This window comes from Limosilactobacillus sp. (genome assembly GCF_040772465.1).
Classification (GTDB): domain Bacteria; phylum Bacillota; class Bacilli; order Lactobacillales; family Lactobacillaceae; genus Limosilactobacillus.
Genome location: NZ_JAXGYB010000004.1, coordinates 42,629 through 56,048 on the forward strand (window position 1 = coordinate 42,629; position 13,420 = coordinate 56,048).

13 protein-coding genes are annotated in these 13,420 nt (G+C 46.1%); all 13 read right to left on the reverse strand.

Annotation, left to right across the window (positions count from 1 at the left end; all coding sequences use genetic code 11):
- Positions 1-4 precede the first annotated feature (4 nt).
- The 13 genes from acpP to fmt all read right to left on the reverse strand — a co-directional run bounded on the left by acpP (position 5) and on the right by fmt (position 13,414).
- Positions 5-253 carry an acyl carrier protein gene (gene acpP, locus AB3114_RS04935; RefSeq protein WP_367342155.1) on the reverse strand — a complete coding sequence of 83 codons (249 nt, stop codon included), beginning with the start codon at positions 251-253 and terminating at the stop codon, positions 5-7.
- 46 nt (positions 254-299) lie between these two features.
- Positions 300-1,337: a phosphate acyltransferase PlsX gene (plsX, locus tag AB3114_RS04940; RefSeq protein WP_367342156.1), complete on the reverse strand. Its 1,038-nt coding sequence runs from the start codon at positions 1,335-1,337 to the stop codon at positions 300-302.
- Between the two features lie 28 nt (positions 1,338-1,365).
- Positions 1,366-3,405 carry an ATP-dependent DNA helicase RecG gene (gene recG / locus AB3114_RS04945; protein ID WP_367342157.1) on the reverse strand — a complete coding sequence of 680 codons (2,040 nt, stop codon included), beginning with the start codon at positions 3,403-3,405 and terminating at the stop codon, positions 1,366-1,368.
- A 170-nt stretch (positions 3,406-3,575) separates the two neighbouring features.
- Positions 3,576-5,282 carry a DAK2 domain-containing protein gene (locus AB3114_RS04950; RefSeq protein WP_367342158.1) on the reverse strand — a complete coding sequence of 569 codons (1,707 nt, stop codon included), beginning with the start codon at positions 5,280-5,282 and terminating at the stop codon, positions 3,576-3,578.
- 21 nt (positions 5,283-5,303) lie between these two features.
- Positions 5,304-5,666 (reverse strand): Asp23/Gls24 family envelope stress response protein, encoded by a 363-nt coding sequence (locus tag AB3114_RS04955; RefSeq protein ID WP_367342159.1) that lies wholly within the window; start codon positions 5,664-5,666, stop codon positions 5,304-5,306.
- 117 nt (positions 5,667-5,783) lie between these two features.
- Positions 5,784-5,969, reverse strand: coding sequence for a 50S ribosomal protein L28 (gene rpmB, locus AB3114_RS04960; protein WP_367342160.1), 186 nt, complete (start codon positions 5,967-5,969; stop codon positions 5,784-5,786).
- A gap of 119 nt (positions 5,970-6,088) precedes the next feature.
- A complete protein-coding gene (locus AB3114_RS04965; RefSeq protein WP_367342161.1) occupies positions 6,089-6,799 on the reverse strand; it encodes a thiamine diphosphokinase in 711 nt (236 codons plus the stop codon).
- A gap of 84 nt (positions 6,800-6,883) precedes the next feature.
- Entirely contained in the window at positions 6,884-7,537 is a 654-nt protein-coding gene (gene rpe, locus AB3114_RS04970; protein ID WP_367342162.1) for a ribulose-phosphate 3-epimerase, read from the reverse strand.
- A complete protein-coding gene (gene rsgA / locus AB3114_RS04975) occupies positions 7,537-8,436 on the reverse strand; it encodes a ribosome small subunit-dependent GTPase A (RefSeq protein WP_367342163.1) in 900 nt (299 codons plus the stop codon). Before rsgA ends, rpe begins: the two co-directional genes overlap by 1 nt.
- Positions 8,437-8,445: 9 nt before the next feature.
- On the reverse strand, positions 8,446-10,359 hold the full coding sequence (pknB, locus tag AB3114_RS04980) for a Stk1 family PASTA domain-containing Ser/Thr kinase (protein ID WP_367342164.1): 1,914 nt from the start codon (positions 10,357-10,359) through the stop codon (positions 8,446-8,448).
- A gap of 4 nt (positions 10,360-10,363) precedes the next feature.
- Positions 10,364-11,104, reverse strand: coding sequence for a Stp1/IreP family PP2C-type Ser/Thr phosphatase (locus AB3114_RS04985; protein ID WP_367342165.1), 741 nt, complete (start codon positions 11,102-11,104; stop codon positions 10,364-10,366).
- Positions 11,105-11,124: 20 nt separating this feature from the next.
- Positions 11,125-12,471 carry a 16S rRNA (cytosine(967)-C(5))-methyltransferase RsmB gene (gene rsmB / locus AB3114_RS04990; RefSeq protein ID WP_367342166.1) on the reverse strand — a complete coding sequence of 449 codons (1,347 nt, stop codon included), beginning with the start codon at positions 12,469-12,471 and terminating at the stop codon, positions 11,125-11,127.
- Positions 12,458-13,414 (reverse strand): methionyl-tRNA formyltransferase, encoded by a 957-nt coding sequence (fmt, locus tag AB3114_RS04995; RefSeq protein ID WP_367342167.1) that lies wholly within the window; start codon positions 13,412-13,414, stop codon positions 12,458-12,460. The genes rsmB and fmt overlap by 14 nt, the downstream gene beginning before the upstream one ends.
- Positions 13,415-13,420 lie beyond the last annotated feature (6 nt).

Consider the following 13,420-nt stretch of genomic DNA (forward strand, 5'->3'; position numbering starts at 1 on the left):
ACTCTTATTTATCGTTTTGGTGAGCGGCAATGTAGTCAACGACTTCGCCGATGGTGCTGAGTTTTTCAGCTTCCTCATCTTCAATTTGTTGGCCAAACGTGTCTTCCAATTCCAACATAAATTCAACGAAATCAATGGAATCGGCGTTTAAATCAGTCCGCAAATTCAAATCTTCCGTAATTTTAGCGCGATCAACATCGAAATGATCGGCCACAATGGACGATACTTTATCGAAAATTTCCTTTTTTTCCATTTTGATTGAACCTCACATTTGATTAAACAATACACTGCTTATTTTATTAGTTTTGTTCTTGATTGTCTATGCTTTTTGCTTGGTTTTGTTGACTAAAGAATTCAACCGTCTGCTCAATCATCTTCGTATCAATCATCTGGTGAATTTGGGCAATCGTGCTTGCCACAGCCTTCGCATCTGAAGCACCGTGGGTCTTAACAACCGGAGCTTTTAAGCCTAATAGCACCGCCCCACCATAGGTAGAAGATGACATCGAATGACCAATCTGGTGCAGCACGGGACGCAGAAGCAAGTAAGCTAATTTGGCCCGCAAGCCACCGTTTTCGATGCCGTGCCGAATCAAATTCATCAAGACTTTGGCGGTGCCTTCGGTGGCCTTTAAAGCAGCGTTAGCAGTCCAGCCATCACTGACGAGGACATCAACCTTACCGTTTAACAAATCGCCGCTTTCGATATTGCCGACGAAGTTAAGATCTTTTTCATTGTGTAAGTCTTGCCAAACTGCCTTATGCAGAGTATCACCCTTATCTTCCTCTGCACCATTGTTTAGGAGACCAATTCGTGGATTCTTGACGTTAAACATCCGCTCAGCATAAAAGCGGCCCAGGTAAGCGAACTGAACCAAGTTCTTTTCTTTGCTCTCAGCGTTGGCACCAGAATCCAGGTAAACCATCTGCTGACTAGTGGCGTTAGGATTGGCCACCGGCAGAACACTGGTCAAACCGGGACGGCTAATGCCCTTAATTCGGCCCACAATAAAAATACCCGCTGCTAAAACAGCGCCGGTGTTACCAGCAGAGAAAAAGGCATCCGCATCACCATTCTTAACGGCTTGGGCAGCCCGGACAATTGAAGAATCCTTCTTATGACGAATTGCCTTAACTGGTTCTTCACCCATGCTGATTTCCTGTGTTGTTGGCACAATCTTCAACCGGTCCTGATTCTTGATCAACGGCTTCACCTTAGCAGGATCGCCATAAAGGTCGAAATCGATGTCATCAAAACGATCGCGGGCCTGCTCAACCCCTTCGATGATAGCTTGGGGAGCATTGTCGCCGCCCATCGCATCAACAGCAATTTTCATAATAATCCTCCTACTTAGTTTCTCAATCTCAATCAAAGTGCGTCGCTAACTGGTGACGCTGCAAATAAAGCACCAGTGGCTGATTCTCATCCTGTTCATCCCAGCCGGGCGTGCGCAACAAATCCTCAGCGTCTTGACGGGCTAACTGCAAAATTTTGAGATCACCGACCGGATCACCAATTTTAAAATCGGGAATTCCAGACTGCTTGTTGCCCAAAACATTACCGGAGCCACGTAGTTCGAGGTCGCGTTGAGCAACCTTAAAGCCATCGGTAGTGGCAACCATGGTGTTCATCCGTTCCGCACCTTCGTCCGTTTTTGGATCAGCAATCAAGAGGCAGTAACTCTGCCGATCACCCCGACCGACACGGCCCCGCAATTGGTGCAACTGAGCCAAGCCAAATCGATCGGCATTGTAAATCATCATGACCGTCGCATTCGGGTTATCAACCCCAACTTCAACCACCGTCGTCGCAACCAGGATCTGAATCTGACCATCTTTAAATTGTTTCATCACTTGTTTTTTTTCGTCATCGTCTAATTGACCATGCAATAAACCAACTTTGTAACGATCACCGAAGTATTTGGCGAGCTTTTCGTAGAGTTCAGTGGCATTTTTTACGTCCAGTGATTCTGATTCAGCAATCAGTGGACTGACAACATAAGCCTGAGCACCATCAGCGAGCTGTTCTTCCAAGAATTGCAGCGCAGCCGGCGATTGATTCGAACGCAACCATTTTGTGATAATTGGTTTTCGGCCAGCAGGCATTTCATCAATCACTGAAACGTCCATTTCACCATAAGCAGTAATGGCCAGCGTCCGTGGTATCGGCGTGGCCGTCATAGCAAGGACGTCAGGGCGGTTACCCTTTTCACGCAGCAATTGTCGCTGATGAACCCCAAAACGGTGCTGTTCATCGATAACCGCCAGGCCGAGATTAGCATAGTCTACTGAATCAGAAATCAAGGCATGGGTGCCAACAATTAAATTAATCGACCCCTCCTTGATCCCAGCAATCAGTGCTTGATGTTGCTTTGACTTTAGCGATCCGGTCAGCAATCCGACGTGTACCGGTGTACCATCAAAAATTTTAGCTAATTTTGCGGCATGCTGTTCGGCTAAAATTTCGGTTGGTGCCATTAAGGCAGCCTGATAGCCGGCATTGATTGTCGCGTAGATCGCAATAGCGGCAACGATGGTCTTGCCAGAGCCGACGTCACCTTGCAACAGGCGATTCATTTCGTAAGGCCTTCGCAAGTCACGGCAAATTTCGTTAACGACCCTTTTTTGTGCCTTGGTCAGTTCAAACGGAATCGTTTTGATAAAAGCCTTCAGTTCATCATTATGGTAAAGAATCCGGTTGCCAGCAACCTGTTCGTTAGCAAGTTTTGTTGCTTGCAGTCGCAGCTGAAACAAGAAAAATTCTTCATAGCTACCTGTTCGTCGTGCAGCTTTCAAAGTCGATGTATCATGTGGAAAATGCAATTCCCTGATCATATCGCGTCGCTCCATCAACTGGTAACGGTGACGAAGATTGATCGGCAGCAAAGTTGCAATTACGTCTTGATACTGGTTATAAGCAAGCTTGATCAGTTTGCGCAACGTTGTTTGACGAACGTGTTTGTTGCTGGGGTAGATGGCTCCCAACTCGTCTTCCTTATCCGTAGCTTGTTTTGTAATGAGTTTCGTACCAAGGATTTGTTGACGGGCTGCTTCCCATTTGCCCAGAATGGTCACCTCGTCATTAAGGGCCACCTGCTTTTTAAGGTATGGTTGGTTAAAGAATGAGACCATGACGACATTTTGATCGACCAATACTCGGAAACTGAGGCGGTTTCGGCGATAACCAAAACGCGAAAGAATGGGCTCTGACATCACCGTGCCAGCGACCGTCACCTTTTGTTTGTCCTTAGCAGTAGTCAAATCAGTCGGTGCAAAATCATCGTAGCGGGCCGGATAATGACTAAGAAGATCAGCAACGGTATGGATGTCCAGTGTTGCTAAATTATCAGCCATCTTGGGGCCAACGCCCTTGAGTGCCGTGACTGGATCCTGTAAGCTTTTCATCCTAACACCTCCCGTCAACTTGCTCAGACTGCAAGGTACTCAAATATTATTTTCAACAATGTATCAACTAAGATAGCAATGGGCCCCAGTTCAGCCGTAGCTGGACACTGGAGCCCCATTGTTATTCAACGCATTGTTTATCAGCATTCACTGACCAAGGCTGCCAAGTCTTATTCGACAGAAATTAGATAAGGATAAACCGGCTGATCGCCTTCATAAATCTGCACATCTAATTCGTCGTCAAAGCCCATGACGGCATCTTGGATCTGTTTGGCTTGGTCTTCATCACCATCAGAGCCATAGATAATAGTGACAACTTCACTGTCTTCATCAAGCATCCCGTGAACCATCTGAATTGCAGCCTTGACTAAGTCAGGATCAGTGTTGGTAATGGTGCCGTCGACAATGCCCATGTAGTCGTCTTTCTTAATGGAGCGTCCGTTGATCTTAGTATCACGAACCGCAATCGTTACTTCTCCACTCTTGACGTTTGCACAGTTAGCTTCCATGGCATCATGATTCTTTTGTAAATCACTTTCCTGGTTGTAATCAAGCAAAGCAGTCAGTCCCTGTGAAATGGACTTAGAATGAACTACCTTTGTCGGAATTTTAGCCACATCAGCGGCTTGGTCTGCGGCCATAAAGATATTGCCGTTGTTAGGCAAAACCAGCGCTTTCTTAGCACCACTATTGTTGATGGCATCAGCAATATCCTGAATGGATGGGTTCATCGTCTGACCACCGTTAATCACGTGGGTCACGCCCATGCTCTTAAAGAGCTTAGCAACGCCGTCCCCAGCGCAAACCGCAATCACCGCGGTTTCGGGAGCTTCTTTTTCTTCCTGTTTAGCAGCGGCAGCTTCTACTGGATTGTTTGGCTCTTCTTCGTCGTGCTCCATAATTTGTTCTTGTTGCCAACGCATGTTGTCAACTTTAACGGTTTGCAGATCACCGAATTCTTGACCCCATGACAGAACCTTGCCAGGATGTTCTGTGTGAACGTGGACCTTGACGACTTCGTCATCATTGATGACTAGCAAACTATCACCTAAGTTAGCCAGGTAGTCGTAGAAAGTATCGTAATCAAATTTACGATCAACTTCTTTACCCCGACCCAGACGCACCATCATTTGGGTGCAGTAGCCATACTTAATGTCGGCCGGATCCAGTTTGCCCTGTGCACTTTGGTGGTGCTTTGCATTGATCATTTCATCAATCTGGGCATTATCTGGGACTGAACCTTCATCAACGCTCTTGCCAGTCAAAGCATCATAGAAGCCCTGCAAAACAAAGACCAAACCTTGGCCACCTGAATCAACCACGCCAACTTCTTTCAGAACTGCCAGCAAATCAGGGGTGGTCTTTAAAGCCTTTTCCGCTGCATCTAGCATAACCTTCATCACAGCGATGACATCCGTGTCAGGATTTTCTTTAATGTCGTTAAGGCCCGCCTGTGCAGATTCACGAACGACAGTTAAAATCGTTCCTTCAGTGGGTTTCATCACGGCTTTATAAGCTGTTTGAGCACCGGCTGCGTACGCATGGACCAATTCTGCTGCGGTTAGAGTCTGCTTACCTTTGACATCCTTGGAAAAGCCACGAAAAATCTGGGATAAAATGACGCCAGAATTACCACGTGCCCCCATCAAAAGGCCCTTAGCTAATGCAGCGGCTAAGTCGCCGACAGCGGTGCTGGTTTCATCACGTTCGTACTTAGCACCACTAGCCATTGACATACTCATATTAGTGCCAGTGTCCCCATCCGGTACCGGAAAGACGTTTAATGAGTTAATAAACTTAGCCTGTTGATTCAGCTTAGCTGACGCAGCCTGCACCATCTTACCAAATTCAAGGTTGGTTATTTCCTTTACTGCCAATTCAAATGCCTCCCGCTGTAACTAATCACTAACAACCCGTACACCTTGGACAAACACGTTGACTGAGCTAGCCGAAATTCCCAGCATTGATTCAAGGTTGTACTTAACTTTTTGCTGGACGCTCTTGCAAACTTCGGAGATCTTCGTTCCATAGCTCACAATAATGTTAACGTCCACTGAAATGCCGTTATCTAGTTGACGAACCACAACACCCTTGCTGTAGTTCTCGCGGCGCAGGATCTGGTTAAAGCCATCCCGAACAGGATTATGGCTGGCCATCCCAACTACCCCGTAGTTGTCTGTTGCAGCGCCACCAACAACTGTCGAAATTACATCGTTAGCAATGTCAATTGTACCAGCGTGCGTCTTAATCTTTACCGCCATCGTAACGGCCTCCTTGTTTAATTTGTGCGTAATCAATTGTTGTTATTTTAACATATGGTACGCTAAATAAAAAACCGTCCGCCAAAGCTGCGAACGGTTGAGAAATTAGAACCCGAACTAAGCGCGGGTAACCTTGCCTGACTTCAGGGTACGTGCAGAAACGTAAACCTTCTTTGGCTTACCGTTTACCAAGATGGTAACCTTTTGCAAGTTAGGCTTCCAGCTACGACGGTTGGCATTGAGGGCGTGTGAACGCTTGTTACCAAACCGGGTACGCTTGCCAGTGAAATAATCTTTAGCCATGGTTTCCCCTCCTCTGCTTTCATTTTTCGCCACGCATTTGCGCTTTAACTCACTTAAATAATTTACCATAGCCACATCACGATTGCAACAATTAGTTTCAAGTATTTTTGCTTGACAGCTTATTCAGGCTGTCCTGAATGGTCAGCCGAAACGTCGCGCGACTGGATAACCGCAACGATTCCGGAGCCAAGTGAAAAGTGGTTGACGTCACCAACAAATTCGTTGCTGGCCCATGATACCGGCACTTGGCTATCCCAATGCTGAACTAATCGAGTATATTTTTCATCAATCAGTGTCATATCCTTTACAGCGGTCAAATTGACGAATGCCAAGTACTTCATCGATGGCAATTTTTTGATAGCATAATTGCCTGGTTGATAATAACGAACCACGTTGCCACGGTCGATAATACATAAACGGGTTAGTACCTGATCAAATGGAGCAATCAATGGCAAAAACAAGTTATTGAGAAAGTGATCAATTCGTCCGCCAGTAGCACCCCAAAGGTTAACTTGTTCAAAATCGAAGTGATCGAGAACCGCTTTGATGCCCAGTTGGGTATCAGTATAATCCTTGGGCTCAGGTGGGAAAGTCCGTACCCTTCCGACTGCTTTGACGACGGCTTTTTCTTCTTCCTTCGTACTCGAATCGAAGTCACCCAGGGCATAATCTGGCACCATCCCCATCTTAACGAGGCGGACAGCACCTTTATCAACAGCTACCCATGGTTCCTGGCGATGTGCAACTACCAAGTCCCAGGGAATTAGCTCTTCAGGGCCCCCAACCATTAAATTGACAACGCGGACTTTTTCTTTTTTCTGGTTTTGCATCTTAACATCCCATAAAAAGATTTCCCTAGCACACAATCACCTGGCACTAGGGAAATAAATCATTAGCTAAATTATGATTACAAACTATTTAGTAGCGTTCTTAATGGCGTTAACCCGTGCAACCGGATCATCAGAGCCAAAGACGTATGAGCCAGCCACAGCAACCGTTGCACCAGCCTTGTAACAATCAACAACGGTCTTATCGTTGATACCACCATCGACTTCGATGTCGTAGTCGTAGCCCTTTTCCTTCTTGATTTCGTTGAGTTGAGCAATCTTGTCAACAGTTTCTGGTAAGAACTTTTGACCACCGAAGCCTGGGTTAACGGTCATAACCAACACTTGACCAACCATGTGCAGAACTGGTTCAACCATGCAAACAGGAGTACCAGGGTTCAGTACAACTTCTGGCTTCATCCCGTGGTTCTTGATCAGCTGCATTGCCCGGTGGATATGCTTAGTTGCTTCGACTTGAACACCTAAAATGTCTGAGCCGGCATCAGCGAACATCGGAATCAGGTGTTCCGGGTTTTGAACCATCAGGTGAACATCCACGGTCATGTTAGTGATGGCGTTAACAGCCTTAGCAAAGCCTGGGCCGTATGAAATGTTAGGAACAAAAGTACCATCCATCACATCGACATGGACGTATTCTGCTCCACCCTTTTCAACTTTTTCAATATCCCGCTGCAGGTTCATGTAATCTGCACTCAAAATTGAAGGCGCAACTTTAATCATTAATGATCTCTCCGTTTCTCATATGTTGGTTTGCGGTTGGCAATTAACTCCTGAAACTGGAGATAGTTGTCATAACGCGACTCCATAATTATACCATCACTGACGGCTGCTTTCACTGCACAACCCGGTTCCTTCATGTGGAGGCAACCGCGAAAGCGACAATTAGGCGCTACTTTAGCCATTTCAGGGAAGAGTTTTGGCAATTCTTCCTTGCTTATCGATAAATCTTCGTAGGACGAAAATCCTGGAGTGTCCGCAATCAAAGCTTCTCCAACGCGTAACAAGCTAACTTTCCGGGTTGTATGACGGCCACGCTTCAGTGCGGTCGAAATTTCACCCGTTTTCAGGTTTAATTCTGGTGCTAGGTGGTTGAGTAAAGTCGATTTGCCAGCTCCAGTCTGACCCATCATCGTGACAACATGACCATTCAGCATCTTTTGAAGGCGTTGCATCTGTTGCTGATCAAAAGGATCGCGAGCAGCAAAGACTTCATAGCCTGCATCCCGGTAACCAGCGGCTATCGGCAAAAAGGATGACCATTCATCATCACTAGCTAAATCGGTCTTGGAGAAATATAACAATGCTGTAATGCCTTGCTTTTCTAATGCCACTAGTTGCCGGTCCAGTAAATTAGTTGACATTGTGGGCTGAACAACCGCTGTGACAACAACGGCCATCTCAACATTGGCCACCGGAGGTCGACGCAGTTCATTAACCCGCGGCAAAACCTTCAAAAGATAGCCATGCTGATCATCGTCGCTGCTGAACTCGACCCGGTCACCAACAATCGGTTTAATGTTCCTAGCACGGAAGTTTCCCCGTGCCCGTGTCCGATACAGGTGGCCATCACTCAAAATATCATAAAAACCGCTTAGTGATTGTTGAATAGTTCCTTTCACAAAGTCCTCCTAGCCAGTGATATTGGTTGCACTCATGATCGTCCGTCCGTTGCGAATAACCCGGTAAGAGCCGGTTTGCCCCTTCTTCAACGTAAACGGCACGTTAATCGTTGTTTCCTGATTGATTGTAATATCCTGATACTCCATCGTCAGGTTGTGGTTAGCGTCGGCAATGTAAACCTGAACCCGGTTTTCGCGCTTGCCTTCGTTGCTATCAAATGGGATATTGATCTGAATATTGGTAGTCCGCGTTTGGTTACCAGATGTAGCAACCCCAACCGTTAGAGTATCACCGGATGACAATTTAGAACCAGCTCGTGGCGTCTGACTAACCACGTGGTTGGTTGCCACTGTCTTTGAACGCTTTTCGGTCGTGGTCAACTGCAAGCCATACTTATTAGCAAAGTCCTGAACGTCACGAATGTCCCGGTTCTTAAAGTTAGGAATCACAAACTGCTTTTTCCCTGCGCTAACCGTCAGAGTCACTTGATTGTGATTGGGTTTAATCACAGAATCTTTGCTGTAGTTTTGGGAAATAATAGCTCCTTGATCGACATTGTTAGAATAACGTTTCTTAACGTGTACGACAAAGCCCTTTTCCTGCAAGTCATCACTTGCTTGGTTGGCAGATTGACCGACATAGCTTGGCATCTTGAATGACTTCACGCCTGTGCTGACAACCAAATTCACAGCCTGGTTGCGTTTCACATGGCCATCAGGATGGTTAGTGCGAATAACATGGTTAGCAGCGACATCACGGCTAAATGCGGTTTTAACCGTCCCCACTTTAACGTGGTCCTTTTGCAAATGCCGACGAGCGGCTTTTTCACTCATTCCTGTGACATCAGTAAACGGAATTTCCTGATTGTAATACCATCCGACACCAATCCCGGCAATGACGACAATCCCGGCCACGCTAGCAATCAGTTGTCGCTTATAGCGATGCCAAAAACTAGGCTTGCGCGGTTTTGGCTTGTCATCTTCAGCCTCGTCCTGGTCAGCTGCTTGTTCCTGACGCTTCTTGCGTAGTTCATTGATGTCCAGCACTTTCGTTTCACCATCATCATCATGGTGCAATGTAAATGGCTGCTCATTTTTGCGCGCTGGATCCAGCGATGTCTTAAGATCATCAGCCATGGCTTTAGCCGATTGGTAGCGATCTTCCGGACGTTTCGCGGTGGCATGCAGAACGACGTTTTCCAAAGGTTGCGGAATTGACGGGAATTGTGAGCGCACTGAAGGTACATTATCCCGTGAATGCTTTAAGGCAATTGAAACGGCGTTTTCACCTTCAAATGGTACTGTTCCGGTCAATAATTCATAAAGAATAATACCCAAAGAATAGATATCTGACAGCGATGTTGCCATACTGCCACGCGCCTGTTCAGGCGACAGGTAGTGAACAGAACCCAGCAAAGTATTAGTCTGGGTCATTGAGTTAGCTGAAGTCGCTGTGGCAATGCCAAAATCAGTAATTTTAATATTTTTATTGTCATCGATAAGGATGTTTTGTGGCTTCAAATCACGGTGAATAATTCCATGCTGGTGGGCTACTTCAACCGCTGAGAGCACTTGCTCCATAATATCGATCACTTGAGGAAGTGGAATTGGGAAATACTGGTTAATGTACGCTTTAAGGTCCATCCCATCAACATATTCCATTACCATGTACTGCATTCCTTGATCAACACCCACATCATAAACACCTACAATGTGAGGATCGCTCAACTGGGTAGTCGCCATTGCTTCGCGTTCGAAGCGGTGACGCGTCTTCGGGTCATCACGTAGATCAACCCGCAGCAGCTTGACAGAGACGTATCGATCAAGAACCAAATCCCGGGCAAGGTACACGTTTGCCATTCCACCTTCACCAAGTGACCGGACGATTTGATACCGGTTACTAAGCTTATATCCAGGCTTCATTTTTTTATAACCTCTCCTGGTCTTGTTGACTGATTAATACGGTGATGTTATCCGGTCCACCCGCTTTATTAGCCATTTTAATTAATTGGTTACACTTTTTGGTCAGTTTTTTATTTGAACTAAGAACCTGACTAATTTGTGTCTTATTAACCAAATTGGTTAGACCATCCGTACAAAGCAAAAGCTGGTCCCCGTTTTTAAAAGGAAAACGGTTAACGTCAGCATTAGCACTCGGTGAAATACCGATTGCACGGGTAATAATATTTTTTTGTGGTGAGCGGGCGGCTTCTTGCTCAGTTAAATCACCATTTTTAACTAATTCGTTTACCAGAGAATGGTCAATTGTGATTTGCGTCAACATATCGCCGTGCATAATATAGCCACGGCTATCACCGATATTGGCAACCACCACAGATTCTTCAAAAAAGACGGCGGCGACAAGCGTTGTGCCCATCCCCCGGTATGAACTTTTTTCTTTTGATTTTTTTAAGACTTGATTGTTAATTGATTGCACCTGCACAGATAGCCATGAACTTGCTTCATTTTCATCGCTAGGTGCGTCGCTCATGAAATCACGACCAAGGCTTTTAATGGCTATTTCCGCTGCCAAGTCACCACGTTGGTTGCCACCAATACCATCAGCGACAACTGCTAATTGTGGGCCCTGTTCACTAGTAAATTTGGCCACCCGGTCTTGATTTTGTGACCGTTGACGGCCGATATTTGATTGGAAAGCAGTTCTCATTGTCTCCCGAAATTTCCCTTCTAGCGGATCCGACACAAACTGCTGATAAAGAAGCCATCGCTTCCCACGTCACTAGGCAAAATTGTCAGTGTAGCAGTTGCTCGATCGTCTTTCACTTCCCGCACGGTACGAGTTTTTATCAATTTAAAATCAGGGTGATCTTGCAAGAATGCTCGAACGGTCCCATCATTTTCTCGCTTTAACAATGTGCAGGTGCTGTAAGTTATTATACCGCCCTTTTTGATCTTTGCAGCAACAGCATCAAGAATTTCCAACTGAATTCGGTGCAGATGCTCACTATCCGCGCGACTTTTATCGTAGCGGATCTCGGGTTTACGTCTTAACAGACCAATACCGCTGCAGGGAGCATCAACTAAAATAGCATCAAAAGTATTATCGTCAAAAATTTGGCCTACTTTGCGACTATCCATCTGCTGAGCATTAACTTGGTCTACCAATCCCATGCGCTGGGCATTACGTTGAATTAAGCGGATTTTATTGGCATGAAGGTCTAGAGAAGTGACTTGGCCGCCTTTTTCTGGATCCAACTGTTCTGCAATCTGAGTAGTTTTGCCACCTGGGGCTGCACACGCATCCAAGACTTTCATATCAGGCTGCAGGTCCATACTCTCAACCGCCAGTTGGGCACTTTCGTCCTGAACCGTCACTAAACCCTTGGCAAAAGCCGAACTCGCCAAAACATTGCCGCTCTCAACAACTAAACCATTAGCAGCCAGCTGACTCGGCCGCGCTTCTATTTTTTCATTTGCAAGCGCCGAGATAACCTTAGTTACGGTTGTCAGAGCGGTGTTAACCCGAACAGCTAGGTGAGCTGGGCGGTTAAAACTATTCAAAACCTTTTCTGCTACTGCTTGTCCATAATCATGTACCAAGTTGTCAACTAGCCACCGTGGTTCACTGGTGCTAACGGATAGACGTTCGCGTGGATCCTTAAGCTCATCAAAAGAACGCGCGCCTTTGCGCAAAAAAGCGTGCAAAATGCCCGTTACTAAACGCCTAGTACCAGGGTTGCCCTTTGCTTTGGCAATATCGATGCTTTCATTAGTAACAGCATATGCAGGCAAGCGGTCCAAATAATGATATTGATAAATGGCTGTCCATAAGAGCACCCGAACCCAATTATCAATTTTTTTACGGCCAATAAAAGGCTCAAGCCAATAATCAAGTGTTAATTTGTGCTGCAACACTCCGTAAACAATGTTGGTCATTAAATGACGGTCGGCATCGCTGAGCGGATGAGTCTGCAAAACCTGATTGAGTTGAAGATTCGAATAAGCGTGCTGCTTAGTGACCCGGTCCAAGACACCAACTGCCAACCAGCGTGCATTGTTTTTACTTATTGCCATCGGTTACTGCCTGAAATCCTTCCTTTAAGTTTTGGTGTCCATTTAAATATGGCGTAATTGCCATCTTTTGCTTACCGGCTGGCTGTAATTCGTTGATTTGATATGTGGTTCCCTGACCTGCCGCCAAAACCAAGCTATGTTTGGTGACACGCACAACCTGCCCGGCTGCCAGCGTTGTCTTTTCATCCAGTGGGGTCACGTCATAAATTTTGGTTCTCAAACCATCGACGATCATGTTAGCAATTGGAAATGGCCGCAACCCACGCACCTTATCATCAATCTGTTGAGCAGTCATTCGGTAGTCGATGCGTTCCTGCTGACTGCTGATGTTAGGAGCAAAGGTAACTTTAGCTGGATTCTGTTTAACCGGCGTGATGTCGCCAGCCAAGAGTTTTGGTAAGGTCGTCAGCAAAAGATCGCGGCCCAGCAAACTCAGCTTATCAAACATCGTTCCGGAATCATCTTTAGCGGTAATTGGAATCGATTTTTGGGCAATGATGTCACCGGCATCCATCTTCTTAACCATGTACATAATTGTGACTCCGGTCTCAGCATCCCCATTAATTACCGAATATTGAACTGGTGCGCCACCACGATACTTGGGGAGCAATGAACCGTGAACGTTAATGGCTGCGACCTTAGCTGCCTGCAGCAATTTATCAGGCAGAAACTGGCCAAAGGCAGCCGTAATAATCAGATCAGGATTGATCTCAATCACCCGGCCCATCTCTGGGCTATGGTTGATCTTTTCCGGTTGTAAAACTTCGATCTGTGCTTCTACTGCTGCCTGCTTAACTGGTGAAGCACTCAAAACATGCTTACGCCCCACCCGCCGATCGGGCTGGGTGACGACAGCTTTTACGTCATATTCAGGACTGTCAATTAAACTTTTTAAAATTGGGACGGCAAACTGCGGAGTTCCCATGAAAACAACTGAGGTCATATTTAC

Coding starts and splice junctions, on each gene's coding strand:
- plsX (WP_367342156.1), bottom strand. CDS start 1,337: ATGAAAATTGCTGTTGATGCGATGGGCGGCGACAATGCTCCCCAAGCT.
- rsmB (WP_367342166.1), bottom strand. CDS start 12,471: ATGGCAATAAGTAAAAACAATGCACGCTGGTTGGCAGTTGGTGTCTTG.
- fmt (WP_367342167.1), bottom strand. CDS start 13,414: ATGACCTCAGTTGTTTTCATGGGAACTCCGCAGTTTGCCGTCCCAATT.
- recG (WP_367342157.1), bottom strand. CDS start 3,405: ATGAAAAGCTTACAGGATCCAGTCACGGCACTCAAGGGCGTTGGCCCC.
- AB3114_RS04955 (WP_367342159.1), bottom strand. CDS start 5,666: ATGGCGGTAAAGATTAAGACGCACGCTGGTACAATTGACATTGCTAAC.
- AB3114_RS04985 (WP_367342165.1), bottom strand. CDS start 11,104: ATGAGAACTGCTTTCCAATCAAATATCGGCCGTCAACGGTCACAAAAT.
- rpe (WP_367342162.1), bottom strand. CDS start 7,537: ATGATTAAAGTTGCGCCTTCAATTTTGAGTGCAGATTACATGAACCTG.
- AB3114_RS04965 (WP_367342161.1), bottom strand. CDS start 6,799: ATGCAAAACCAGAAAAAAGAAAAAGTCCGCGTTGTCAATTTAATGGTT.
- pknB (WP_367342164.1), bottom strand. CDS start 10,359: ATGAAGCCTGGATATAAGCTTAGTAACCGGTATCAAATCGTCCGGTCA.
- acpP (WP_367342155.1), bottom strand. CDS start 253: ATGGAAAAAAAGGAAATTTTCGATAAAGTATCGTCCATTGTGGCCGAT.
- rpmB (WP_367342160.1), bottom strand. CDS start 5,969: ATGGCTAAAGATTATTTCACTGGCAAGCGTACCCGGTTTGGTAACAAG.